This window comes from Pseudomonas sp. PAMC 26793, from assembly GCF_000313235.1.
GTDB classification, from domain to species: Bacteria; Pseudomonadota; Gammaproteobacteria; order Pseudomonadales; family Pseudomonadaceae; genus Aquipseudomonas; species Aquipseudomonas yamanorum.
This window is the reverse complement of the sequence record NZ_AMXG01000012.1, coordinates 106,284-129,646: the sequence shown is the minus strand read 5'-3', so window position 1 is coordinate 129,646 and position 23,363 is coordinate 106,284. Positions and strand designations below refer to the sequence as shown.

Genomic DNA, 23,363 nt, shown 5'->3' with positions numbered 1-23,363 from the left:
TAAGTGCCCGCAAAAAACTTTCCCCACCTTAATAGCGGCGATCCAAACGGGTGAATGTAACTAAATTAAACATTCGTTAGATTAAACGTTTAACCTGCCTGGGCGGCCACTCGTTCAGCAACATGCCGCAAACTATCGAAGTTGATATTGGCCCCCGAGTTGATCGCCACCCATGTTTGCCCCTGGATGCCGGTCTTTGCCACATGCTTGCGGATACCCGCCACCGCCAGGGCACCTGAAGGCTCAGTAATTGATCGCGTATCGTCGTAGATCAGCTTGATGGCACTGCACAGTTCGTCATTGCTGACGGTGATCACTTCATCCACATGGTGCCGACAGACTTCAAAACCGTAGGCGCCGATCTGGGCCACGGCCGTGCCATCGGCAAAGCTGTCGACACTCGGCAGCACCACTCGACTCCCCGCGCGCAAGGCTGCCAGCAGGCAACTGGAGCCTTCGGGCTCGACGCCGATGATGCGCACTTCGGGGCGCAGGTATTTCACGTAGGCGGCGATACCGGCGATCAACCCGCCGCCGCCCACCGGGACGAAGATCGCGTCCAGCGGCCCTTGCTGTTGGCGCAGCACTTCCATCCCCACCGTGCCCTGCCCGGCAATCACATCCGGGTCGTCAAAGGGCGAGACAAAGGTACTGCCCGTGGCCTCGGCCAGTTGCAACGCATGGGCCAGGGCAAACGGAAAGCTCGCCCCATGCAACACCGCCTCGCCGCCTCGGGAGCGCACCCCCAACACCTTCAGTTCGGGGGTGCTGCAGGGCATGACGATCGTCGCCCTGATCCCCAGCTCCCGCGCCGCCAATGCCACGCCCTGGGCATGATTGCCCGCCGACGCGGTAATCACGCCCCGGGCCTTTTGCGCGGCACTGAGCTGCACCAACTTGTTGTAGGCGCCACGGATCTTGAAGGAAAAGGTCGGTTGCAGGTCTTCGCGCTTGAGCAGGATCTGATTGCCCAGCAATGCCGACAGCGCCGGCGCCACCTGTAACGGCGTGCGCACCGCCAGGTCGTAGACCGGGGCGGCCAGGATTTTCTTCACGTAGTGCTCAAGCAATCCCGAATCTTGGGGCTGGCTCGCCGGGCAGGTACTCATGGATGTCTCCTGGGTGTTTACAAGGCCCTGGAGACGGAAAAACAAAACCCGCCTCTAGGGCGGGTTTGGGTGCAGCCGTGCGCTATCCCGCCAAATGAGGAATGGCGGTAATAATGCTTGGCTGGCAACGAAAGGTTTGAAATCTCATGAATCAAAATTAACCGGCGCCATCGGGCAAGTCAATGACGAAACGCCAAGCTTTACGCGTGGCATACGAAACGTATACGCTTTGTATATCAATTCTAAACAGTGAAGCTCATGGGCATCGTCAAGATCACCGACCAATTGCACGAACAACTCCGTCTGGCCAGCGCCACCATGGACCGTTCCATCAACGCTCAGGCCGAGTTCTGGATCAAGATCGGCCTGCTCGCCGAGCTCAATCCACACCTGGCCTATAACGACCTGATCAACAAACTGTTGCTGGACAAACCCGACCTGATCCGGGGGCGCGCGCAATGATCAAGACGGCGGAACAACTCGAGGTGATGCGCGAATCCGGCCGTCTGTTGGCCCAGGTGTTTACCATGCTTGACGGCTTTGTCGCCGCCGGCCAGTCGACCCTGGAGATCGACAGCGCCGTCGAAGCCTTCATCCGCAATGACCTGCAATCGCGCCCGGCGAGCCTGGGGCAATACGACTACCCCTTCTGCATCAACACCTCCATCAACGAGGTGGTGTGCCATGGCATGCCCAGCGCCAAGGACGTGCTCAAGGACGGCGACATCGTCAACATCGACATCACCCTGGAAAAAGGCGGCTATATCGCCGACTCCAGCAAGATGTACATGATCGGCAACGTCGCGCCCAAGGCCCGGCGCCTGGTGGAAATGACCTTTGAAGCCATGTGGGCCGGCATCCGCCAGGTCAAGCCCGGCGCGCGCCTGGGGGATATCGGCTACGCCATCCAGAGCCATGCCCAGAGCAACGGCTATAGCGTTGTGCGTGAATATTGCGGCCATGGCATTGGCCGCGAGATGCACGAAGACCCGCAGATCCTGCACTTCGGCCGCCCCGGTACCGGAATGGAACTGCGCGAAGGCATGGTGTTCACCATTGAGCCAATGCTCAACCAGGGCAGCGCCAAGGTGCGCAGCTTGAAGGATGGCTGGACGGTGGTGACGCGGGATAACAGCTTGTCGGCGCAGTGGGAACATACCGTGGCGGTGACGCGGGATGGGTTTGAGGTGTTGACGTTACAGCCGGACGTCTGAATGGCGCATATCCCCTGTGGGAGCGGGCTTGCTCGCGAAAGCGCTGTGACAGTCGCCATCTACAGCGACTGATCCAACGCTTTCGCGAGCAAGCCCGCTCCCACATTTAGACCTCAGTGATATTCAAGATCTTAGTCAAACTGCTTTGTCGCCACTCCCCGCAATCCGCTTCAACCCCAACACCATCAACCCCGCTCCCAGCCCCATCGCCGTCATGAACAATGGGTACGAAATCCACCACGGCGTCCCCGCCGTCATCATGCTGAATTCCGACATACCGCCCACGCTCGCAATCAGGTTCAGCGGCAGGAACACCACGTTGATCAACGTCAGCTTGCGCAGCAGGTTGTTCATGCTGTTGTTCATCAGGTTGCCCCGGGCATCGATCAGCCCGGAGAACACGTTGGAGTAAATCTCCGCCTGCTTGTAGCACTGGTTGTTTTCGATGATCAGGTCATCGATCAGGCCCAGGGTCTCGGCACTGAAATGCTCCTTTTCCCCATGGTTGCGCAGGCGCGTCAGCACCGCGCCGTTGCTGTGCAGGGCGTTGATGTAATAGATCAGGCTTTCGCTGAGGTTGAACATCTGCATCAGGTGGCGATTGCTCATCGATGCATTGAACTGCTGCTGCAATTCCCGGGCGACCATCTTGATCACCTTCAGGTGACCGAGGTAGTGATGGATGTTGTTGAGCAGCAAGTCCAGCAACACATCCAGTGGCGTGCGTAGCGGCCGGCGTGAACCCAGCCCGGAGAGTTGGCTGTCGTCGGTGGCGATCACCAGCAACTGGTCTCCGGAGAACAGCAGGCCGCAGGACGCCACTTCAAACACCAGGTTGCCGCCACCGGAATAGTTCTCCGGACGCTTCCAGATCAGGAACAGGTTATCGGGGTGGAACTCGATGCGCGACACTTCGTCCGGGTCCAGCGCCGAGGCCAGGGCGTGTTCATCGAGCTTGTAGCAGTCGCGCAGGTACTTGCGCTCGTGGGGGTCAGGGTTGCTGAACAGCAAGACATCCCCGCCGTCCCCCAGGCTGTTGTACAACTTGCCATCGGTTAATTCAAAGCGCTGGATCATCGCGCGTCACCACACCTGGCCTTGACGCTTCAACTCCAGGCGTCGTACGAACTCTTCCAGTACCAGGGAATACAAGTCGTCTTGCAGGTAGGCATCTTCGATACCGGCGTCCATGTTGGGGTTGTCGTTGACCTCGATCACCACCACCTTGTCGCCGGATTGCTTGAGGTCGACGCCGTACAGGCCGTCGCCGATCAGGTTGGCGGTTTTTACCGCCAGTTCCACCACCGCCTTGGGGGCTTCGTGGACCGCCAGGGTGCGGCACTCGCCGTTGATGTCCTGGCCGATGGCCTTGTGGTTGTAGATCTGCCAATGGCCCTTGGACATGAAGTACTGGCAGGCAAAGATCGGTTTGCGGTTGAGTACGCCGATGCGCCAGTCGTACTCGGTGTAGAAAAATTCCTGGGCCAGCAGCAACACAGAATGCTCGAACAATTCGGCGGTGGCGGTCAGCAGCGCTTGCTGGCTTTCGACCTTGATCACGCCGCGGGAGAAACACCCGTCGGGAATCTTCAGCACCAGCGGGAAGCCGAGGCGCTCCCCCACCCGTTCGAAATCTTCGGGTCGCTCCTTGTAGAGAATTTCGGTGGCGGGCATGCCCAGTTGATGACTTTTCAGCAGGTCGGTGAGGTAGACCTTGTTGGTGCAGCGCAGGATCGACGCCGGGTCGTCCATCACCACCAGCCCTTCGCTCTCGGCTTTTTTGGCGAAGCGGTAGGTGTGGTTATCGACGCTGGTGGTCTCGCGGATCAGCAAGGCGTCGTATTCGGCCAAGCGGGCGTAGTCCTTGCGTTCGATCAGTTCCACATCGATGCCCAGCCCCTTGCCCACCCGTACGAAATTGTCGAGAGCGCGGGCGTTGGATGGCGGCAGTTGTTCCTGCGGGTCGTGCAAGATCGCCAGGTCATAGCGGGCCAACCGTCGGGAGCGTGGTTGACGCCAGATCTTGCGGCTGAAGTTATCCAGCGCATTGGCAAATTGATCTTCCTGGTCATCCCGCAACTTGTGCAATACCCCAGACTTGATGCCTTCGATGTGCCAGCCGTTATTCTTGCGAAACTCAACTAACAGGATTGGACAAGGGAAGGCTTCAAATAACTGGCGCGCCAAATCCTGCAAGGGTTCAATATTGGTTCGGCCAAAGTAAAGTGTCAGGGTAAAGCCTTCGGTATTGCTGTAGAGATGGTGACTCAAGGCTTTGTCGAGGGTTTTATCCAGGTCATCCAGGGCCAGGCCGTACAGGGACTTTTTCGTCAGTTCGCTGATGGTGCGCACCGACGGAATCACCTTGTGGCCCCGCGCCTCGGCCAGCAGCGAGCAGTAGTAGCCGTGCCCCAGGTACTTGTAGCTGCGGCACAGGTTGATCACCTGCACCCGCTTGCCCGTGTCGTTTTCCCGGGTTTGCTCAAGGTATTCCTGGGCGGTGACGATGTCTTCGCTGGGGAAGTACGACGCCCAGTCTTCCTTGCGCTCGACAATAATCACGACTTGACTTGCACTCTTGGGAGGGCTGGAAAAATAACCGCTGGAAGTTATTGTCGCCGCCACTGTTTGCTCGGATACTTCACGCCAATGACCTTGTACCGCTGACATATTGATTGATCCGCTTTAGAGAACTAGACCTTTTCTATTAAGCACGATCTTTTAGAGAAGTCCCGTTTCGTTACGTAACTTTTACGGCGGTCACATGGCTCTTTCCTTTCGCGTTGCAACACCCGATGACGTGCCTGCATTGGTGGCATTGGAACAGCACTGTTTCACCACGGACCGGCTCTCCACCCGCAGCTTCCAGTGGATGGTCAGCCGCGCCCACGGGCAATTGCTGGTGGCGGAAAAAGGTGACGATTTGCTGGGCTACGCCCTGGTGCTGTTCCACCGTGGCACCTCCTTGGCGCGCCTGTATTCCATCGCCATCGCCGAGTCCTCCCGGGGCCTGGGCTTGGGCAAGCAACTGCTGACGCGCATCGAAGCCTGTGCGGTGGAACATGACTGCGCCTACCTGCGCCTCGAAGTGCGCACCGACAACCCCGGCGCCATCGCCCTGTACGAGCGCAACGGCTATCGGCGCTTTGCCCTGGTCAACGACTACTACGAAGACCATGCCCCCGCCCTGCGCCTGGAGAAACGCATCCTCCAGCACCAGGACGCGCGCGCCTTGAGCGTGCCCTATTACCAGCAAACCACCGACTTCACCTGTGGCGCCGCCAGCCTGCTGATGGCCATGGGCGCCCTGGAACCTGCGCGGGTGGCCCAGCGCCGGGAAGAGCTGCAGATCTGGCGCGAAGCAACCACCGTGTTCATGACCGCCGGCCATGGCGGTTGCAGCCCCCAAGGCCTGGCACTCGCCGCCTGGCGCCGGGGCTTTCGGGTGCGCATGCAGGTCAACGTCAGCGGGCCGTTATTTCTCGACGGGGTGCGTGATCAGCATAAAAAAGACGTCATGCGTTTGGTGCATGACGCCTTCGAGGAAGAGTTGGCCTTAAGCGACGTAGAACAAGTGCTCGGCGGCCCGCTGGATCTACCCCAGGTGCTGCGCGACGGCGGGCAGCCACTGGTGTTGATCAGCAGCTACCGGCTGACCCGCTCCAAATCGCCCCATTGGGTGATCGTCACCGACTGCGACGAAGACTTCGTGTACCTGCACGACCCGGACGTGGATCACAGCCAGCATCGCCAACCCATGGACTGCCAGCACCTGCCGGTCAGCCACGGGGAGTTCGAGCGAATGTGCCGGTTCGGCAATAACAAATTGCGGGCGGCGGTGGTGGTGTTCAGGCGACTTGCTTGATCCCGGCCTTGGCTTCCAGCTCGCGCACCAGCGGCAGCACGCGCTGGCCGAAATACTCGACTTCTTCCTGGAAGTGCAGGAAGCCCGCCAGCACCAGATCCACGCCGACCGCTTTCAAGGCGACGATGCGCTCGGCAATCTGTTGCGGGGTACCGATCAGGTTGGTCTTGAAGCCGTCGTTGTATTGCACCAGGTCCTCAAAGGTCGACTTGGCCCAGTTGCCCTCACCTTCCGGTGATGCCTTGCCCGCCTGCTTTGCCGCATCGCCAAATGCGTTGACGGCTTCCGGGTCGGCCTGCTCGATGATTTGCGCGAGCACGGCGCGGGCTTCTTCCTCGGTGTCGCGGGCAATCACAAACGCGTTGACGCCAACTTTCACCGAGTGGTGGTTGGCAGCGGCCTTGGCACGAATATCGTCCACCTGAGCCTTGATGCCTTCCGGGGTGTTGCCGTTGGTGAAGTACCAGTCTGACACCCGTGCGGCCATGTCCCGCGCGGCCCGTGAACTGCCGCCCTGGAAGATTTCCGGGTGCGGTTCGCCCAGTGGCTTGGGCTTGAGGCTGTAATTGTCGAAGCGGTAGAAATCACCGCGGAAGGTGAAGTTGTCCTGGGTCCAGATGCCTTTCAAAGCGCGGATAAATTCCTCGGAGCGGCGATAACGCTCGTCGTGCTCCAGCCAGTGTTCGCCGATGGCCTGGAACTCACCCTTGAACCAGCCGCTGACAATGTTGACGGCCACGCGGCCGTTGGTGAGTTGGTCGATGGTTGCCAGTTGCTTGGCCGCCAGCGCAGGTTGCCAAGGGCCGGGCAGGATCGCCGCAATCACCTTGAGTTTGGTGGTGGCCGCCAGCAACGCATGGCTGAACGCAACAGACTCATGCTGGTATTCGGCGCCATAGCCGGCGGTGAAGCGAATCTGCGTGAGGGCATATTCGAAGCCGGCTTCCTCGGCCAACTGCGCCAGTTTGCGGTTGTAGTCGATGCCCCAGTGGGTGCGCTGTTCGATCTTGCTGACCACCAGCCCTCCGCTGACGTTGGGCACCCAGTAGGCAAATTTGACGGCTTGCTGACTCATCGGACTGTACCTCGCGGATTGACATGTGCAAGGTAGGGAGCAGCAAGTGTGCCAGTGCCGGTGAGAGGCCCGGACCAAGGGGCCTGGCGCGTTGAAATGGGCAAAAGGCGACTTGCGGGAAAGTGTCACGGATTGCACTGGTTTGTCGTTTTGCTGTTGCCGCAGCAACAGTTGAATCTGCCCCGCGCCCGCAAACAGGGCCATTGGCACCCGGCATGGACCGTGCAATAGCTCCACTGTCCAACTGCCCAGGAGCCGTCCCCATGACCGAACAGCACGTGATCAATCCACTGTCCACCGGCGTCGATTACCATACCCTGGCCGAACGCTTCCGGCCGATTTTCCAGCGCATCGCCGAGGGTGCCGTAGAACGCGAACAAACCCGCGCCCTACCCTACGAGCCGATCCAGTGGCTCAAGCAAGCCGGCTTTGGCGCCGTGCGGGTGCCCGTGGAATACGGCGGCGGCGGCGCCTCCCTGCCCCAGCTGTTTGAACTGCTGATCGAGCTCGCCGAGGCCGACTCCAACGTGCCCCAGGCCCTGCGCGGGCACTTTGCGTTTGCCGAAGACCGCCTGAATGCCGCACCCGGCGCGGCGCGGGACATCTGGTTCAAACGCTTTGTCGACGGCGACATCGTCGGCTGCGCCTGGACCGAAATCGGCAGTGTGGCCATCGGCGATGTCGTCACTAAAGTCAGCCCCGACGGCGATAAATGGAAACTCAACGGTGAGAAGTTCTACAGCACCGGCAGCCTGTTTTCCGACTGGATCGACGTCTACGCCCAACGCAGCGACACCGGCGGCGACGTGATTGCCGCCACCCGCACCCGCCAGCCTGGGGTGGTGCAAAGCGATGACTGGGACGGCTTTGGCCAGCGCACCACCGGCAGCGGCACCTCGCGCTTTACCGACGCGGTGGTGGAGGCGGAAAACGTCATCGACTTTGCCACCCGCTTCAAATACCAGACCGCGTTCTACCAGTTGGTCCTGCTCGCCACCCTGGCCGGCATCGGCCGCGCGGCCCTCAAGGATGTGGCGCATCAGGTGCGCAGCCGCAAGCGGATCTACAGCCACGGCAATGCAGCCCATGTGAGCCAGGATACGCAGATTCAGCAAGTGGTGGGCGAAGTCGCGGCACTGGTGTACGCCGCCGAAGCCAGCGCACTGAAGGCAACCGTCCCGGCGCAGCGGGCCTACGTGGCAAGGTTCGGTGGGGATGATGCGGTGGAGCGCGAAGCCAATGTCGCCGCGGAAATCGAATCAGCCACGGCGCAGGTGGTAGTCTCGGAACTGATCCAGCGTGCCACCACTGAACTGTTCAACGCGCTGGGGGCGTCGGATGTGCGCCAGGGCAAAGCCCTTGATCGGCACTGGCGCAATGCACGCACGGTGTCGTCCCACAACCCGGTGATCTACAAGGCGCGGATTGTCGGCGACTGGGTAATCAATGGCGCCGAGCCGCCTTTTGTGTGGCAGATCGGCAATGGGCCGGCGCGTTAAAACGTCAGTTTGAAGCCGATCATCACCAGCATGAACGCCAGGCAAGGCCGCAATATCCCGTCCGGGACCTTGCCGGCCATGTGGCTGCCGACATAAATCCCCGGCAGCGAGCCCAGCAACAGGAAGCCCAGCAGGGTCCAGTCCATGTTGCCCATGCTCGCGTGGCCGAGGCCGGCGACCAGGGTCAGCGGTACGGCGTGGGCGATTTCGGTGCCCACCAGGCGCTTGGTGGCCAGGAACGGGTACAGGATAAACAGCGCCACGGTGCCCAGGGCGCCGGCGCCGATGGAGGTCAGGGCCACCATGGTGCCGAGGATCGCGCCGGTGACGATGGTCAGCGCGTTGAGGTTGCGCGGCGCCATTTTGTAGTCGTCGCCGGCATGCCGCTGGGCGAAGGCCAGCAGCTTGTTCTTGAACAGGATTGCCGTGGCCGTCAGCAGCAACACCACGCCCAGGGACTGCTTGATCACCGCGTTCAAGGCGGCGGGGTCGGTGTCCAGGTTCTTGAGGAACCACAAGGTCAGCAACACCGCAGGCACGCTGCCCAGGGTCAGCCAGCCGGTGATGGTCCAGTCGATGTTGCGATTCTTGCTGTGAACCAGCACCCCACCCGACTTGGTGATGGCGGCATACAACAGGTCGGTGCCCACGGCGGTGGCCGGGTTGATGCCGAACCAGAGCAGGATCGGCGTCATCAACGAGCCACCGCCGACACCGGTCATTCCCACGATAAATCCAACAATCAGGCCAGCAATCGAGAAACCAAAATTACCTACATCCATTACCACTACCTGCGGCCTTATAAAATTCTGGCCGCAGCATAGCGATTTTTCTTATAACGACTTATATCAATACGATCTGACTTTATGCTTTTTTCGTCAGTCGCTGGCTGCGATAGGCCTGGGTTTGGTACGGGAATGCGACAGTCTCACGGCCACGCAAGGCCGGATGGGTGTTGATCAGCGACTGCAACTGCTCGGTGACCAGCGCCTTTTCCGCCTCCGGCAATGCCGCGATAAAGCTCACGGAGAGGAAGCGATCCATGATCACTTCCTGAGGGCTGCCCACGTGGCTGTAGGGGAAGCAGGTCATCTCGGGGGCGGAAAAATACTCGCCGGTAAACGCCTCGCGCCAACGTCCGGTGTGAAAGCGCGGGGTGTCACCCTCGTAAGGCGTGATGATTTCGGTGATCGCCGCGACCCAGTCCACCGACTCGTCCCGCACGTTCCAGATCAACCCCAGGCGACCGTCCGGCTTGAGCACCCGGTGAATTTCAGCCAGGGCCGCTTCCGTGGAAAACCAGTGGAACGCTTGGGCACACACCAGCGCATCGGCGGTTGCCGCCTCAAGCGGAATGGCTTCGGCGGTGCCCGACAGCAGGCGCACGTTCGGCAGCAGTTTTCTCAACTGCGCGCCCATCGCCTCCACCGGCTCGACCGCAATCAATGTCGGCGCCACGGTACTGAGCAAACGGGTGAACTTGCCGGTGCCGGCGCCCAGGTCGATGACTGTGGAGTGGGAATTGATGTGCAGGGCGTCGGTCAGCCAGCCCGTGAGTTGCCGTGGATAGTCCGGTCGGCCTTGGGCGTAGGTGACGGCCTGAGTAGAGAAACCCTGTTGAGCAGACGTGTGAACACCGGTCATTGCCAATCTCTCCTCTGGTAGTGCGGGGGCCATAGTGTGCGCCCTTACCGATTTATTTTCTAATCGCTGCATCCGTTTGCACGTGCCGTGGGTAGTACCGGTAGCAGCGCCTTGCTGCCCTTAAGGAGAGACACCGATGAACGCCAAAGCCCTGTTCTGCGTGACCTGCCTGTTTGCCGCTGCACCGACCGCCTTTGCCCAGACCGGTTTACCCGACAGCATCAAAGTGCCGGACGGTCACAAGGTGGCGATGGAAACCACTGGAGTCGGTGAAATCACTTATGAATGCCGGGACAAGGCCAACGCTGCCGGCCAGACCGAATGGTTTTTTGTCGGGCCCAAGGCCGTGCTCAATGACCGCAGTGGCCAGCAGGTCGGCAGCTACTTCGGCCCGCCAGCCACCTGGCAGGCCAAGGACGGTTCGAAAGTCACCGGCACCCAGTTGGCGGTGGCGCCGTCCAGCCCCGGCAACCTGCCCTATCAACTGGTCAAGGCCAACCCCGCCGAAGGCAAGGGCGCGATGAGTGGCGTCGCCTACATTCAGCGGGTCGCCCTCAAGGGTGGCGTGGCGCCCAGCACCGAATGCACTGCGGCCAACAAGGGCCAGCAGGCAGTGGTGAAGTACCAGGCCGACTACATTTTCTGGGCGGCCAATTAACCAAACTCGGCTACGCTGCTGCCAAAGCGCCCCGGGCTCACCGCCGGGGCCTCCACCTGGAAACCTGTCTTTGCCTGAAGCCGATTTTGACTATGAAGCCTGCCTGTTGGCCTGCGCCCGTGGCGAACAACCGGCCTTGCGCGGGCTGTACCAACAGGAAAGCTCCCGGCTGCTGGGAGTGGCCTTGCGCATCGTGCGCGACAAGGCCGTGGCCGAAGACATCGTGCATGACGCCTTTATCAAGGTCTGGAAGGGTGCCGCCAGCTTTGACCCGCACAAAGGCTCGGCCCGCGGCTGGGTGTACAGCGTGACCCGGCATCTGGCGCTGAATGCTGTGCGCAGCAGTGGCCGCGAAGTGCCCCTCAGCGAAGAGCATGAACGCGCAGAACACACCGACACCTTCGACTATCAGGCGCGCTCGGGGCGCATCTACAGCTGCCTCGAACAACTCGACCCGGCCCGCCGCAATTGCATCCTGCATGCGTATGTAGACGGTTATTCCCACAGCGAAATCGCGCAAAAACTCGGTACCCCGCTGGGCACCGTGAAAGCGTGGATCAAACGCAGCCTCGCGGCATTGCGTGAGTGCATGGCATGAACAGCATCGACGAACTGGCCAGCGAATATGTGCTGGGCACCTTGCCCGCCGAGCAGCGTGCCGAGGTGGAACAGCGCCTGGCAACTGACACCGCGTTACGCGCAGCGGTGGACGCCTGGGAGCAGCACCTGTTGCCATTGACCGAACAGGCCCCGCCCGCAACGCCTTCTGTGTATTTATGGCGACGCATCGAACGCAGCCTGGGGCATTCGGCCACTCACGGTTCGCCCGTCTCGTGGTGGAACCGGCTGGCCCTGTGGCGTGGGCTGGCCGGTGCCGGCATCGTGGCAAGCCTGGTATTGGCGACGCTGCTCCTGACCCGTACGGCGGTCATCCACCCGACCGCTTATGTGGTGGTGCTGGTGGCCCCGCAGAACCAGGCGCCGGGCTGGGTGATCCAGGCGAGCAATACTCAGGAAATCCAGCTGATTCCACTGGGCGTGATGGAAGTACCGGCAGACAAGACCTTGCAGTTCTGGACCAAGGGCGAAGACTGGCAAGGCCCGGTGTCGCTGGGTTTGGTCAAGCCTGGGCAGACGTTGTCTGTGCCGCTGGACAAACTCCCGCCACTGGCGCCGAACCAGCTGTTTGAGCTGACCCTGGAAAACCCGGGTGGCTCGAAAACCGGCAAGCCGACAGGTCCGATTCAGGCAATTGGCCGGGCGGTTAAAGTAATCTGAACGTAATGCAATGTTGTGGAAGGCCAGTTCGTGCACTGGCATTACATCTCGGGGCTATGGCGTCACCATTGCGCTATAGAATCGGGCTCGAAAACCCGGCTCCCTGGACCCTTCATGCCCTCAAAAACCCGTTCGCTGCTGATTCTCGCCCTCGTCGTCATCTTCACCGGCATCGGCGCCGGCCTGGGCGGCATGCTCCTCGCCTTGCTGTTGCACGGCATCCAGCATCTGGCTTACGGCTACAGCCTCGACAGCCTGATCAGCCATGAAACCTTTCTGCTCGGCGTCAGCGCCGCCGCCCCCGAACGCCGGGTGTTGGTGCTGATCACCTGCGGCCTGGTGGCCGGCGTGGGTTGGTGGTTGATCTACCGCTATGGCCGCCCGTTGGTGAGCATCAAGCAAGCGGTCTCGGCCGAGGCGCCGATCATGCCGCCCAAGACCACCCTCGCCCACGCCGTGCTGCAAATCATCACCGTGGCCCTCGGCTCGCCCTTGGGCCGTGAAGTGGCGCCACGGGAAGTCGGCGCGCTGGCCGCCACCTGGTTGTCACAACGGGCGCGCCTGGCGCCGGACCTGCATCGGCTGATCGTCGCCTGCGGCGCGGGTGCCGGGCTGGCGGCGGTGTACAACGTGCCGTTGGGCGGCGCGGTGTTTGTGCTCGAAGTGTTGGTGGGCGTGTTCAGTTGGCCGGCGGCGGTGATTGCCTTGGCCACCTCGGCTATCGGCGCGTCAGTGGCCTGGATCGGCCTGGGGGCAGAGGCGCAATACGTGGTGCCGCACTTTGTGCTCAGCCCTGGCTTGATCGCCTGGGCGCTGGCCTGCGGGCCGGTGTTTGGGTTGGCCGCCTATGGGTTCACCCGCCTGACCGGCGCAGCCCGCAGCAACGCCGCCCGTGGCTGGCGGCTGCCGGTGCTGTCGTTGATCAACTTCACCATCATCGGTGGCCTGGCGATTTTCCTGCCGCAAATCCTCGGCAACGGCAAAGGCCCGGCGCAGTTGGGCTTCGACAACGAGCTGACCATCGCCCTGGCCGCCGTGCTGCTGGTGGTCAAGGTACTGATCACCGCCAGCAGCCTGCGCGCCGGTGCCGAAGGCGGCCTGCTGACCCCGGCGCTGGCCAACGGCGCGTTGCTCGCGATCATCCTCGGTGGCGCGTGGAACCTGCTGTGGCCCGGCGTACCGCTGGGGGCGTTCGCGATCATTGGTGCGGCGGCATTCCTGGCATCGAGCATGAGCATGCCGTTGACGGCGATTGTGCTGGTGGCGGAATTCACCCGCATCGACCATGACTTCCTGGTGCCGATCATTCTCGCGGTGGCGGGTTCGATGTGCATGAGCAAACTGTGCGTCCTGTGGGAAAGGCGTTGAAGAAGCTGGATTAAAACCCCGACACGCGCCATCCTCCGCGCTTTAAGCCGCCCCACCAGCGGCGTTCTACGCACAAAGGATATGCCCATGCACGACCAACCCCTCGCCCCCGCCGATTTCGAATTCATCGACGAAACCCTGCTCAAGTACGGCGACGACCATTCGGTGCTGAACCTGGCCGAGCTTGACGGCTACTTCACCGCGCTGGTTTCAAGCCCCACGCAGGTGGAGGTTGCCGAATGGTTTCCCGGTATCTTTGGTGGGCAGAACCCGGATTGGGAAAGCCCGGAAGAAGCCGGGCAGTTTCTTGAACTGTGCGTGCGCCATATGAACGCCATTGCCACGCAACTGGCGACCGATGCCCAAGGTTTCAAAGCGCGCTTCGAAGAAACCGAGCACCAGGACCAGCCACTGACCCTGGCGGAAGAATGGTGCTTTGGCTATATCCGTGGCGCCGCCATTGGCAACTGGCCAGAGCTGCCCGCCGAACAGGCCGGGCAACTGGAGAAGATTTCCTGGTGCGCCGAGCAGGACAACTTCGAACTGCCGGCAGACCTGGATGTTGATGCCCATCAACAACGGGTAGCCACTATCGAACCGGCCGCCCGCGCGTTGCACGACTACTGGTTGGCCCAGCGCTGATTGAGCGTGTGCTGAATGCAACACCTGTGGCGAGGGAGCTTGCTCCCGCTGGGGTGCGAAGCGCCCCTGATTTTCAGGGCTGCTCCGCAGCCCAGCGGGAGCAAGCTCCCTCGCCACATTTTGTTTTGCCTCCAGGTTCAGTTGCCGCTAGTTGAAATCGACGTCAAACGCCTGATAGAACGCATTGCCGGTGTTGGCCACGATCCACATCAACACCAGCACATGCCGGCCCTTCTTGCCCTTGGGCAATGTCACCTGATGTTCAACCTTGGCCTTCAGTTCCGCCGAGTGCTGGTAATACGGCACCTGGGTATAGAAGTCCTCGAAGAAAGGCTTGGGCTCCAGCTGAGCGCGGCTGATGCGCTGCTTGGGGTCCCAGCCGTCCTTGGTGATCAACCAGCGATAGCCACGGGTGACGTGCGCGGCGGTGTAAGCCCACTGCACCTTGAACACCTGGCCGGCTTCAACATTCAGTAACGGCCAGTTAAACGGGGTGTTGAGCTTTTTACCCATTTCTTCGTCGGTGAAGTTCACGCAGTCGCGGGCATCGGTCTTGCCGCCGCTGAGGATGTGCCCGTCGGCGGGGGGCGTGACGCTCTGATCGTCGGTTTCGTAAGGCGCCGGAAACGGGCCGGCGTTGAGGGCCGGGAAGTTCTTGCCGCCTTCCATTTCGTTGACTTGCCAGCCTTCCAGCAGCCCGCGTTCTACCGCCACCGAGCCACGGCTGGCGGGTGTCACGACGCGACCATGCTTGAGTTGGGTCTGGGGTTTGTTCATTTCAGTCACTCCTTGATTGAAGACCTCCCGTCATGGGAAGCGCCCTGAACTTAGCCCACCCGGCCGGGTTGTCTACCGGACGGTTCTGTCAGACAAATCGCGTCACGCCCTTGTTTTGCGGAGTTTTCGCAGCGGTCCTGCACCGGGTCTGTCGTCGGTCCTACCCTGCAACAGGCGATCGGACTACAGCGGCCGTCCGTGAACACTGGGCTTGAGGCCGTCATCGTTCGCTCAATCGACATCAACGTCGGAAATGTCGACCAGTGTTGGTTTAACGATTGCGATGCCGGGTCGATTCTTGATATGACAGGCGCCTTCAACAGCAAAGCCCACCCAAAGGACTGACCCGCCATGACTGCCCACGCCAGCGCTTTCCACGCCTTGCACCACGCTCAATTGTTGATCCTGCCCAACGTCGCCGATGCCGGCGGTGCGCGCCTGGTGGCACAACTGGGCAGCCAGGCCGTCGCCACCAGCAGCGCGGCCGTTGCCTGGACCCACGGCTACAAGGATGGCAATCAGCTGCCGCTGCCGCTGCTGGTCAGCACCGTGCAATCCATCGCCCGGGTGATTGACGTGCCGCTGAGCGTGGACATCGAGGCCGGTTATTCCGACGACCCGGAGCACGTGGGCCGGGTGATCAAGGCCGTAATCGACGCGGGCGCCGTCGGCGTCAATATCGAGGACGGTGCCGGCACCCCTGAACTGCTGGCCCGCAAGATCGAGGTTGCCCGTCGTGTGGCGGACAGCTGTGGTGTGAAGCTGTTTATCAACGCCCGCAGCGATGTGTATCTGAAAGGGTTGGCCCCAGAGCCACAGCGCCTTGAGGAAATGCTCAAGCGTGCGGCGCTTTATCAAAGTGCAGGCGCCGACGGGCTGTTCGCCGCCGGTATCCACCTGGAACAGGAGATCCGGCAGCTTTGCCAGGCGACCACCCTGCCCGTCAACGTACTGGCCTGGGCCGGGCTGCCCGAACCGGAGACGCTGCAAGCCCTGGGCGTGCGTCGGCTGACGGCGGGCTCAAGTATCGCCGAGTTCCTGTATGGCGCCATGCACAGCCTGGCCGAAGACTTCCTGCGAACCGGGAAGCTCGATACCCATGAACTGAAGGCGTTCACCTACGGCGACTTGAATGGTCGCATGGCGCCATAACCGGTGAGTCCCAACGATCCCTGCTCGACAACGGTGGCGTGTTTGGCCGATTATTCGTGTCCGCCAAACGCCACCCGCCTTGAAGCAGGAGCCTTGTACCTTGAGTTCGCAGAAAACCGTGACCGTTACACCGCCCAACTTTCCATTGAACGGCAAGGTAGCGCCCCCCGGCTCCAAATCCATTACCAACCGTGCCCTGCTGCTGGCGGCCCTGGCCAAGGGCACCAGCCGCTTGAGCGGCGCGTTGAAAAGCGATGACACCCGCCACATGTCGGTAGCCCTGCGGCAGATGGGCGTGGTGATCGATGAACCGGATGACACCACGTTCGTCGTCACCAGCGTAGGCAAGCTGCAATTGCCGGCGCAGCCGCTGTTCCTCGGCAACGCCGGCACGGCGATGCGCTTTCTCACCGCCGCCGTGGCCACCGTGCAAGGCACCGTGGTGCTGGACGGCGACGCCTACATGCAAAAACGCCCGATCGGCCCGCTGCTGGCGACCCTCGGCCAGAATGGCATCAAGGTCGACAGCCCTACCGGTTGCCCACCCGTGACCGTCCATGGCACTGGTCGCGTGCAAGCCAAGCGTTTCGAGATCGACGGCGGCCTGTCGAGCCAGTACGTGTCGGCGCTGTTGATGCTGGCGGCGTGCGGCGAAGCGCCGATTGAAGTGGCCCTGACCGGCAAGGACATTGGCGCCCGTGGCTACGTCGACCTGACCCTGGACTGCATGCGCGCCTTCGGTGCCCAGGTGGACATCGTCAATGAAAGCACCTGGCGCGTGGCCGCGACCGGCTACACCGCCCACGACTACCTGATCGAGCCTGACGCTTCCGCCGCCACCTATTTGTGGGCTGCCGAAGTGTTGACCGGCGGCCGCATCGACCTCGGCGTCGCCCCGCAGGATTTCACCCAGCCCGATGCCAAGGCCCAGGCAGTGATCGCACAGTTCCCGCAGATGCAGCCGGTAGTCATCGGCTCGCAGATGCAGGACGCAATCCCCACCCTCGCCGTACTGGCCGCGTTCAACAACACGCCGGTGCGCTTCACGGAACTGGCCAACCTGCGGGTCAAGGAATGTGATCGGGTGCAGGCACTGCATGACGGCCTGAATGAAATCCGTCCGGGCCTGGCGACCATTGAAGGTGATGACTTGCTGGTGGCCAGCGATCCGGCCCTGGCGGGCACCACGTGCAACGCGCTGATCGACACCCACGCCGACCACCGCATCGCCATGTGCTTTGCCTTGGCGGGCCTGATGGTTTCAGGCATCAGGATTCAAGACCCGGACTGCGTCGGCAAGACCTATCCTGAGTACTGGAAAGAGCTGGAAAGCCTTGGGGTCCATCTGACCTGGTAAGCCGTCGGCGCCGATAACGGGAGGCAGTATTGATGACGATTCGCCAACCCTGCCCACCCGGCGTCTGCGACTGCAATCGCGAGCAACTGCTCGACCTTCCCGGCGCCGATGCGCGCATCCTGCACCTGACGCGCCAGGAAGAAAAACGCCTGCTCGAACGCCTCGAAAACCTGCAAAGCCTGCCCGACCTGGAACGCATGCAACAGCTGATGCACCAGCAACTGGGCATTCGCGTGCATGTCGCGCCGGGTCATACCGAAGTGAAGACGATGCGCGGGATTCAGATCGTTATCGATGACTTGCCCGGGTTGTGTCGCAAGACCCGGCAGTCGATCCCGGCGGCGATTCGCAAGGGCATGGAGAAGCGGCCGGAGATTGCGTATCGGTTGCTGGATGCTCATGACTTGTTTCGCGAGGGTTGAGGGCGGCCTTCCATTTGCGGCGATTTTCACGCTTGAGTCTGCGGGCCTGCTGGTATTCGAGTCGAGCCTGGGCCATCTCCTGAGTACGCGGGGGCCGAAAGCCGGCTTTGTAGCGCTTGCGTTCGTGACGAAGTAGAACGAGTTCTGCGCGCATTTGGCGGTGGCGGTGGGTATTGAGCAGGTAGAGGCTCAGCAGCGGGAACAGCAGCCCCGTTATGTAGATAAAAGGATGGGGCTGATAGCTGTAGGTGAACAGCACAATGAAAAAGCTCATCACACAACTGCCTGCCGGTATCCAGATGCCCCAGGCGCGACCTCGGAGGATAAGAAAGTTGCCCGCTGACAAGATAATGGAAGCGATGCCCACATCCAGTCCCGTGTAACTACGATAAGGAGGCACACCTCGCATGTAGGTACTGTCCATCGACGCCCCCGCGGCCGCGAGAGCAAAAAGCGCAAACATAAAAGCACAGATGAAAACCGGAAAATAGTGAGCCATAAAAGCTCTAGGGGAATTTCTCAGTTCCATTATTCAAACTCTTCATATAGGCCGATGGCCAGTGTCCGGATATTCCCGGAGACGCCGCTGCCTATGACACTCATGGTTGCACCCACCGCGTCCTGAATCTGCGTGATCGTGGCGTGATTAATCTGGGTTGGTGAATAGCTCTTTGGCAGCGCCGCTGTGCGTTGTCGAAACTTGCGTAAAGCGATGCTCATATGAGGGTCCCTAAGCCTCAATAGCTCGTTGGTCAGCGCTTTTCTTTGCTGACGAGTAAGGCCTCTGGAAAGCTCGGACCAACTTCTGCCCGTCGAGACTTTTCTGGCCTGTAACAACCTCAGCGTGGTCAAGCCGGAAGTCCCCGCGCCCAGCAAGGAAACGCCGTCCAGCACTGGCATTACGTAGTGATACCAGTCCCGTTCGCTCATCTCGTCATTAGCGGCGGGGTCGCTGATTTCGTTGTAGGTCCTGATCGCTGCCACGCCACATTGAAATGAACTTGCTGTTGCTGCCGCCGCACCTATGCCAGCCACCACAGTACTAACGCCTGCCGTGAACGGAATCGCCACAGTCCCACTGGTGGCGACAAACCACCCTAATATCGCGCCGCTACACGACGCACCCATCCCGACGGCCTCAAGTACCACCTGCGACTCCCTCGGCTCCTGCTGCAGCTCCCGTATAAAATCCAGCCGCGCCATGTACCTCGGCGCTTCACGCAAAACCAGCCGTTTGGGCAACACACTGCAAATCGGCTGAAACTCACGCAACGTCACCGGCCACAGTTGATCATCGAGGTACACCACTCCTGCCCCCGCAATCGCCGGATCGGCATCGATCGCGGCAAACAACCGGCCGAGGTCGATACTGCCTTCGATTCGTTCGCGGGTGGTGCGATGGGCCGCGGGAAAACCGTCTTTCAATACGCTGGAAGTCATTCCTTTACTCCTGGATTGCACAAGAACGCAGAGAGTAAGAGTGATCCGCTTAAAAAATTGTCGGAAAACTCCTCTTTTCCAGACAGGCACTTCCCGATCACATCTCAGCGTCTTGTGGGCAATCATTCCAATTGGAAAAGTACGCCCCGCGCCATTACCGGCGACAGTTACGACAAGGAGCAACAATGGCGACTGATATGTTTTTGAAGCTGGGCGATATCAAGGGTGAGTCCAACGACCAGGCACACCGTGATGAAATCGAGATCAGTAGTTGGGGCTGGGGGATGAAACAGTCAGGATCAATGCATTCCGGTACGGGTGGCGGTGCTGGCAAGGTCAATATAAGAAACCTGTCGATTACCAAGACTCTGGACAAGTCCACGCCCAACTTGATGATGGCGTGTTCCACCGGCAAACATTATCCCGAAGCCCGGCTGGTGGTTCGTAAAGCGGGCGGTGCCAGCGCCGTGGAGTACCTGGTCATTACGCTCAAGGAAGTCATGGTGACGTCCTACGAAACCGGGGCAGTGACAACCAGCGATGTGCTGAGCGAGGAAGTCAGCCTGAACTTCGCCAAAGTCGAGGTCAGTTACCAGCCGCAGAAATCCGATGGCGGCAAGGATGGAGGGGCGCTCAAGTACGGTTGGAATATCCGAGAGAACGTCAAAATCTGACAATTGAAACGGGCGCAAACTCACTTGAGTCGAGGGTGCGCCCCTCGAGCAACGGATGGCTCAGGCGGTTTCGCAAGGTTCCAGGGTGACGAACAGTTGTCGCCCCAACTTCGCCACCGTCTCAAGATGCTGTTCTGCGGCGCCACTCTCAGAGTCCAGCAGCAGCTCGGACGTCAGCACCTTCGCCCCGCAGTAATCAAAGATCCCATGGTCGATTTGCGTACGCATCGCGTTGGCATAGCCATGGCGTTCAAACACGCCTTCATCCGCCCCGCCGACGCCCAGCAAGTGCACCTGAAGATGACCAAGTTTTTTCACCACATTGGTTTCAAGGCTGTAGTCGATCGCCCAGCCGTTGACGAACACCCGGTCGATCCAGCCCTTGAGCAAGGCCGGCATCGACCACCAGAAGATCGGGAACACCAGCACCAAGGCGTCGGCGCGGTCGAGTCGCGTCTGTTCGGCCTGTACGTCGGCCGGCGGCGTGGCGCGGGTGCGGTGTACTTTATGGTCGGCGGCGTTGTAGCGCGGGTCGAAACCTTCGGCGGCAAGGTCGGCGATTTCATAGGTGTGGCCGGCGGCGATTATGCCGGCAGCGGCCTGTTTGGCGAGGCTGTGGGTCAGGGAGTGTGAGTCATGATGAGCAACAACGATCAGCGCGTGCATAGCGGTGACTCCTTCGGGGGGTGGCGATGAGAAGGCAAATTGAGTAGGCTTGAGCTAAGTTACCGTTGGTAAGTTACTTTTGGTATATAAGCATGTCAAGCGATCAATCCCCTGCCCCTCGCCGCCGCCTGTCCCGGGATGACCGGTTACGCCAGTTGCTCGACGTCGCCTGGCAACTGGTGCGTGAAGAAGGCACCGACGCCCTGACACTGGGGCATCTGGCTGAGTTGGCCGGCGTTACCAAGCCGGTGGTGTATGACCATTTTGGCGATCGCGCGGGGCTGTTGGCGGCGCTGTATGAAGATTTCGATGCCCGACAGAACCAGGTGTTTGCCGCCGCAATCGAGGCCAGCGAACCCACCCTGGACGACCGCGCCTGGGTGATCGCCTCGTGCTATGTCGACTGTGTGTTGCTGCAGGGACGTGAAATTCCGGGCGTGATTTCCGCCTTGGCTGGCAGCCCGGAGCTGGAGAGCATCAAGCGTGAGTACGACGCGATTTTCCTCGGAAAGTGTCGCGATGCCCTCGCCCCCTTTGCCGTGGACGGTGTGATAAGCCAGGCCGGTTTGAGGGGGATGCTGGGCGCAGCGCAAGCCTTGTCCCATGCCGCAGCGAGCGGGGAAATCAGCGCGCTGGAGGCACAGGAGGAGCTGTTTGCGAGCATCAAGTCGATGGTGAGTCGAGGCGTCCGTTAGCCCAGCCTTGCGTGCACAAACATCCGGGCCTTGTGGGTCATCTGGTCGAAGTGTCGATCACGCTGTTTCTCCGCATCGATCATCGCCCGCTTGCCGTGTTTTTGCAGGAGATAAGTGTGGATCTGCCGCACCTCAAGCGAGCTGTAGATCGAGGCCACATCCAGCAACCCCATCAGCCCGTCGGTGCTGTAGTCGCGGGTGTTCATCAGCACCTGGGTACCGCGCACGCCGCGCAGTTGAAAGCCCATGGACTCGAACGCCGGCACCTTCTCCACCGCGCAGGTCAGTTCGGCATGGGGGTAGCGGCCCAGCATGTCCTGCATCATCGCCCGCGCCACGCCTTGGCGCCGATGGCTGGCGTGCACCGCCATGTACGCCACGCCGCACGCCTCGGGATCGTCCTTCACCGGCAGGTACAGCAGGAAGCCGATCACCTGCTCCTGCGCGTCCAGGGCAACGATCAATTCCACCGCAATGCCTTTGGAGCCGCCCAACGCGTCCAGGTACAGGTGCACTTCGTAGCCAATGGCGTACTGGTAGACGTTGTACAGCAGGTTGCTCGGCGGGATGGCGACCATGCTGATGTCCGTCAGGTAGTCGACCACCATCTGCAGGATCTGCGCGTTGATCGGCTCGGGGCATGGGGTTTCATAATGGGTAAGGCTGAACATTCGAATTCCTGGTGTTTCATTTTAAGGCCCGGCGGATTGTACCTGCTGAAGGGCCGCCGTGGACCCGGAAACACCCATAGTGGCGAGGGAGCTTGCTCCCGCTGGGCTGCGCAGCAGCCCCATTAAGCGCACCGCGTTCTTTCAGCTGGAAACAGGATGCAGGGTTTGGGGCTGCTTCGCAGCCCAGCGGGAGCAAGCTCCCTCGCCACAGGGGGGCGGTGCTTTCGAAATGGGTGTCCGGGCTCGGCTCATTGCGCACACACTTCCCGCAGGCAACCGCGCAGCCAGCGATGGGCCAGGTCGGCGTCCAGGCGCGGGTGCCAGAGCATCGACACAGTGAAGTCCGGGAAGGCAAACGGCAGCGCAAAGCGGTGCAGGTCGCTGTGCAGGTTGGCCGTATGGCGCTCCGGCACGCTGGCGATCAGGTCGGTGCTGCGGGCCAGTGCCAGAGCGGTGGAGAAGCCGGCGACGATGGTTACCACGTGCCGGGTCAGCCCCAGCGCTTCAAGGGCTTGATGGATCTGGCCCTGATCACGGCCGCGCCGGGACACGTAGATGTGCTGGCCTTCGGCGAAGCGTTGCGGTGTGACGACGCCTTCGCTCAGCGGGTGCCCTTTGCGCACCACGCCGATAAACCGGTCGCGAAACAACGCCTGGGTCAGTACCTCGGGGCTGGCACTGCTGTCGACCACGCCGGTTTCCAGGTCGACGCTGCCATCGCGCAGCGGCGTGCTGCCTTTGTCCGGCTTGTGCACGAAGCGCAACCTCACGCCCGGCGCCTCCCGGGCGATCCGCGCCAACAGCGCCGGGCCGAAGTTTTCAACAAAACCGTCGCTGGTGCGCAAGGTGAAGGTGCGTACCAGTTGGCTCAGGTCCAACGTCGCCGCCGGTCGCAACACCGCTTCAGCGTCCTGCACCAACTGGCTGACCTGTTCGCGCAACGCCAGGGCGCGTGGCGTGGGGACAAGGCCGCGCCCGGCGCGCACCAATAACGGATCGCCCGTGGTTGCCCGCAGTCTTGCCAAGGCCCGGCTCATCGCCGACGGGCTCAGGCGCAAGCGTTGAGCGGCACGGGCGACGCTGCCTTCGGCGAGCAATACATCCAGGGTGACCAGCAAATTCAGATCGGGTGTCGACACGGCAAACCTCACAGGGCG

General features: G+C 61.2%; 24 protein-coding genes and 1 pseudogene. 14 read left to right on the top strand and 11 right to left on the bottom strand.

Annotated features, from left to right (window positions below; all coding sequences use genetic code 11):
• Positions 1–110: 110 nt before the first annotated feature.
• A pseudogene (gene ilvA, locus D109_RS01000000131680) lies at positions 111–1,109 on the bottom strand (threonine ammonia-lyase, biosynthetic); the annotation flags it as partial.
• 258 nt (positions 1,110–1,367) lie between these two features.
• On the opposite strand from ilvA, the gene D109_RS0102840 reads away from it, so the two are divergent.
• A complete protein-coding gene (locus D109_RS0102840; protein WP_017475587.1) occupies positions 1,368–1,571 on the top strand; it encodes a ParD-like family protein in 204 nt (67 codons plus the stop codon).
• Positions 1,568–2,323 (top strand): type I methionyl aminopeptidase, encoded by a 756-nt coding sequence (gene map / locus D109_RS0102835; protein ID WP_017475586.1) that lies wholly within the window; start codon positions 1,568–1,570, stop codon positions 2,321–2,323. The genes D109_RS0102840 and map overlap by 4 nt, the downstream gene beginning before the upstream one ends.
• A 135-nt stretch (positions 2,324–2,458) precedes the next feature.
• On the opposite strand, the gene D109_RS0102830 is transcribed toward map, so the two are convergent.
• Entirely contained in the window at positions 2,459–3,400 is a 942-nt protein-coding gene (locus tag D109_RS0102830; RefSeq protein ID WP_017475585.1) for a magnesium transporter CorA family protein, read from the bottom strand.
• Between the two features lie 6 nt (positions 3,401–3,406).
• Positions 3,407–4,993, bottom strand: coding sequence for a RimK family protein (locus D109_RS0102825; protein WP_026077745.1), 1,587 nt, complete (start codon positions 4,991–4,993; stop codon positions 3,407–3,409).
• Positions 4,994–5,087: 94 nt separating this feature from the next.
• Here D109_RS0102825 and D109_RS0102820 point away from each other — a divergent pair, with 94 nt between their 5' ends.
• Positions 5,088–6,188 (top strand): GNAT family N-acetyltransferase/peptidase C39 family protein, encoded by a 1,101-nt coding sequence (locus tag D109_RS0102820; RefSeq protein ID WP_026077744.1) that lies wholly within the window; start codon positions 5,088–5,090, stop codon positions 6,186–6,188.
• Here the strand turns inward: D109_RS0102820 and sfnG are convergent.
• Positions 6,172–7,263, bottom strand: a complete 1,092-nt coding sequence (gene sfnG, locus D109_RS0102815) for a dimethylsulfone monooxygenase SfnG (protein ID WP_017475582.1) — start codon at positions 7,261–7,263, stop codon at positions 6,172–6,174. The two genes, D109_RS0102820 and sfnG, sit on opposite strands and share 17 nt — an antisense overlap.
• Before the next feature lie 263 nt (positions 7,264–7,526).
• Between sfnG and D109_RS0102810 the strand changes: the two genes are divergently transcribed.
• Positions 7,527–8,762 (top strand): acyl-CoA dehydrogenase family protein, encoded by a 1,236-nt coding sequence (locus D109_RS0102810; protein WP_017475581.1) that lies wholly within the window; start codon positions 7,527–7,529, stop codon positions 8,760–8,762.
• Here D109_RS0102810 and D109_RS0102805 read toward each other — a convergent pair.
• Both D109_RS0102805 and D109_RS0102800 read right to left on the bottom strand, forming a co-directional pair.
• The gene (locus D109_RS0102805; protein ID WP_017475580.1) at positions 8,759–9,544 is read right to left on the bottom strand and encodes a sulfite exporter TauE/SafE family protein; all 786 of its coding nucleotides are present in this window, start codon (positions 9,542–9,544) and stop codon (positions 8,759–8,761) included. The genes D109_RS0102810 and D109_RS0102805 overlap by 4 nt on opposite strands.
• A gap of 82 nt (positions 9,545–9,626) precedes the next feature.
• Complete coding sequence (locus tag D109_RS0102800; protein WP_017475579.1) at positions 9,627–10,406, bottom strand: class I SAM-dependent methyltransferase; 780 nt, start codon at positions 10,404–10,406, stop codon at positions 9,627–9,629.
• A gap of 136 nt (positions 10,407–10,542) precedes the next feature.
• Here D109_RS0102800 and D109_RS0102795 point away from each other — a divergent pair, with 136 nt between their 5' ends.
• The 5 genes from D109_RS0102795 (at position 10,543) to D109_RS0102775 (ending at position 14,352) form a co-directional block, all read left to right on the top strand.
• A complete protein-coding gene (locus D109_RS0102795) occupies positions 10,543–11,064 on the top strand; it encodes a DUF3455 domain-containing protein (protein WP_017475578.1) in 522 nt (173 codons plus the stop codon).
• Positions 11,065–11,134: 70 nt separating this feature from the next.
• A complete protein-coding gene (locus D109_RS0102790) occupies positions 11,135–11,662 on the top strand; it encodes a sigma-70 family RNA polymerase sigma factor (protein ID WP_017475577.1) in 528 nt (175 codons plus the stop codon).
• On the top strand, positions 11,659–12,342 hold the full coding sequence (locus D109_RS0102785) for an anti-sigma factor domain-containing protein (RefSeq protein WP_017475576.1): 684 nt from the start codon (positions 11,659–11,661) through the stop codon (positions 12,340–12,342). The genes D109_RS0102790 and D109_RS0102785 overlap by 4 nt, the downstream gene beginning before the upstream one ends.
• A gap of 114 nt (positions 12,343–12,456) precedes the next feature.
• A complete protein-coding gene (locus tag D109_RS0102780; protein ID WP_017475575.1) occupies positions 12,457–13,710 on the top strand; it encodes a chloride channel protein in 1,254 nt (417 codons plus the stop codon).
• 87 nt (positions 13,711–13,797) lie between these two features.
• Positions 13,798–14,352 carry a UPF0149 family protein gene (locus tag D109_RS0102775; RefSeq protein WP_017475574.1) on the top strand — a complete coding sequence of 185 codons (555 nt, stop codon included), beginning with the start codon at positions 13,798–13,800 and terminating at the stop codon, positions 14,350–14,352.
• Positions 14,353–14,499: 147 nt separating this feature from the next.
• Here the strand turns inward: D109_RS0102775 and D109_RS0102770 are convergent, their stop codons facing one another.
• Entirely contained in the window at positions 14,500–15,129 is a 630-nt protein-coding gene (locus D109_RS0102770) for a lytic polysaccharide monooxygenase auxiliary activity family 9 protein (RefSeq protein WP_017475573.1), read from the bottom strand.
• A gap of 351 nt (positions 15,130–15,480) precedes the next feature.
• On the opposite strand from D109_RS0102770, the gene D109_RS0102765 reads away from it, so the two are divergent.
• The 3 genes from D109_RS0102765 to D109_RS0102755 all read left to right on the top strand — a co-directional run bounded on the left by D109_RS0102765 (position 15,481) and on the right by D109_RS0102755 (position 18,060).
• Positions 15,481–16,281 carry an isocitrate lyase/phosphoenolpyruvate mutase family protein gene (locus D109_RS0102765; RefSeq protein WP_017475572.1) on the top strand — a complete coding sequence of 267 codons (801 nt, stop codon included), beginning with the start codon at positions 15,481–15,483 and terminating at the stop codon, positions 16,279–16,281.
• Between the two features lie 100 nt (positions 16,282–16,381).
• Positions 16,382–17,638, top strand: coding sequence for a 3-phosphoshikimate 1-carboxyvinyltransferase (aroA, locus tag D109_RS0102760; RefSeq protein WP_017475571.1), 1,257 nt, complete (start codon positions 16,382–16,384; stop codon positions 17,636–17,638).
• Positions 17,639–17,670: 32 nt separating this feature from the next.
• The gene (locus tag D109_RS0102755) at positions 17,671–18,060 is read left to right on the top strand and encodes a hypothetical protein (RefSeq protein WP_017475570.1); all 390 of its coding nucleotides are present in this window, start codon (positions 17,671–17,673) and stop codon (positions 18,058–18,060) included.
• A gap of 528 nt (positions 18,061–18,588) precedes the next feature.
• Here D109_RS0102755 and D109_RS0102745 read toward each other — a convergent pair.
• A complete protein-coding gene (locus D109_RS0102745; RefSeq protein WP_017475567.1) occupies positions 18,589–19,500 on the bottom strand; it encodes a hypothetical protein in 912 nt (303 codons plus the stop codon).
• 185 nt (positions 19,501–19,685) lie between these two features.
• On the opposite strand from D109_RS0102745, the gene D109_RS0102740 reads away from it, so the two are divergent.
• Entirely contained in the window at positions 19,686–20,174 is a 489-nt protein-coding gene (locus D109_RS0102740; RefSeq protein WP_017475566.1) for a type VI secretion system tube protein Hcp, read from the top strand.
• Between the two features lie 60 nt (positions 20,175–20,234).
• Here the strand turns inward: D109_RS0102740 and D109_RS0102735 are convergent, their stop codons facing one another.
• Positions 20,235–20,840, bottom strand: a complete 606-nt coding sequence (locus D109_RS0102735) for an NAD(P)H-dependent oxidoreductase (RefSeq protein ID WP_017475565.1) — start codon at positions 20,838–20,840, stop codon at positions 20,235–20,237.
• 92 nt (positions 20,841–20,932) lie between these two features.
• Between D109_RS0102735 and D109_RS0102730 the strand changes: the two genes are divergently transcribed.
• A complete protein-coding gene (locus D109_RS0102730) occupies positions 20,933–21,535 on the top strand; it encodes a TetR/AcrR family transcriptional regulator (RefSeq protein WP_017475564.1) in 603 nt (200 codons plus the stop codon).
• Here the strand turns inward: D109_RS0102730 and D109_RS0102725 are convergent.
• Positions 21,532–22,206, bottom strand: coding sequence for a GNAT family N-acetyltransferase (locus D109_RS0102725; protein ID WP_017475563.1), 675 nt, complete (start codon positions 22,204–22,206; stop codon positions 21,532–21,534). The genes D109_RS0102730 and D109_RS0102725 overlap by 4 nt on opposite strands.
• Positions 22,207–22,454: 248 nt before the next feature.
• The gene (locus D109_RS0102720) at positions 22,455–23,345 is read right to left on the bottom strand and encodes a LysR family transcriptional regulator (protein WP_017475562.1); all 891 of its coding nucleotides are present in this window, start codon (positions 23,343–23,345) and stop codon (positions 22,455–22,457) included.
• Positions 23,346–23,363 lie beyond the last annotated feature (18 nt).

Coding starts and splice junctions, on each gene's coding strand:
- D109_RS0102840 (WP_017475587.1), top strand. CDS start 1,368: ATGGGCATCGTCAAGATCACCGACCAATTGCACGAACAACTCCGTCTG.
- map (WP_017475586.1), top strand. CDS start 1,568: ATGATCAAGACGGCGGAACAACTCGAGGTGATGCGCGAATCCGGCCGT.
- D109_RS0102830 (WP_017475585.1), bottom strand. CDS start 3,400: ATGATCCAGCGCTTTGAATTAACCGATGGCAAGTTGTACAACAGCCTG.
- D109_RS0102825 (WP_026077745.1), bottom strand. CDS start 4,993: ATGTCAGCGGTACAAGGTCATTGGCGTGAAGTATCCGAGCAAACAGTG.
- D109_RS0102820 (WP_026077744.1), top strand. CDS start 5,088: ATGGCTCTTTCCTTTCGCGTTGCAACACCCGATGACGTGCCTGCATTG.
- sfnG (WP_017475582.1), bottom strand. CDS start 7,263: ATGAGTCAGCAAGCCGTCAAATTTGCCTACTGGGTGCCCAACGTCAGC.
- D109_RS0102810 (WP_017475581.1), top strand. CDS start 7,527: ATGACCGAACAGCACGTGATCAATCCACTGTCCACCGGCGTCGATTAC.
- D109_RS0102805 (WP_017475580.1), bottom strand. CDS start 9,544: ATGGATGTAGGTAATTTTGGTTTCTCGATTGCTGGCCTGATTGTTGGA.
- D109_RS0102800 (WP_017475579.1), bottom strand. CDS start 10,406: ATGACCGGTGTTCACACGTCTGCTCAACAGGGTTTCTCTACTCAGGCC.
- D109_RS0102795 (WP_017475578.1), top strand. CDS start 10,543: ATGAACGCCAAAGCCCTGTTCTGCGTGACCTGCCTGTTTGCCGCTGCA.
- D109_RS0102785 (WP_017475576.1), top strand. CDS start 11,659: ATGAACAGCATCGACGAACTGGCCAGCGAATATGTGCTGGGCACCTTG.
- D109_RS0102780 (WP_017475575.1), top strand. CDS start 12,457: ATGCCCTCAAAAACCCGTTCGCTGCTGATTCTCGCCCTCGTCGTCATC.
- D109_RS0102775 (WP_017475574.1), top strand. CDS start 13,798: ATGCACGACCAACCCCTCGCCCCCGCCGATTTCGAATTCATCGACGAA.
- D109_RS0102770 (WP_017475573.1), bottom strand. CDS start 15,129: ATGAACAAACCCCAGACCCAACTCAAGCATGGTCGCGTCGTGACACCC.
- D109_RS0102765 (WP_017475572.1), top strand. CDS start 15,481: ATGACTGCCCACGCCAGCGCTTTCCACGCCTTGCACCACGCTCAATTG.
- D109_RS0102755 (WP_017475570.1), top strand. CDS start 17,671: ATGACGATTCGCCAACCCTGCCCACCCGGCGTCTGCGACTGCAATCGC.
- D109_RS0102745 (WP_017475567.1), bottom strand. CDS start 19,500: ATGACTTCCAGCGTATTGAAAGACGGTTTTCCCGCGGCCCATCGCACC.
- D109_RS0102740 (WP_017475566.1), top strand. CDS start 19,686: ATGGCGACTGATATGTTTTTGAAGCTGGGCGATATCAAGGGTGAGTCC.
- D109_RS0102735 (WP_017475565.1), bottom strand. CDS start 20,840: ATGCACGCGCTGATCGTTGTTGCTCATCATGACTCACACTCCCTGACC.
- D109_RS0102730 (WP_017475564.1), top strand. CDS start 20,933: ATGTCAAGCGATCAATCCCCTGCCCCTCGCCGCCGCCTGTCCCGGGAT.
- D109_RS0102725 (WP_017475563.1), bottom strand. CDS start 22,206: ATGTTCAGCCTTACCCATTATGAAACCCCATGCCCCGAGCCGATCAAC.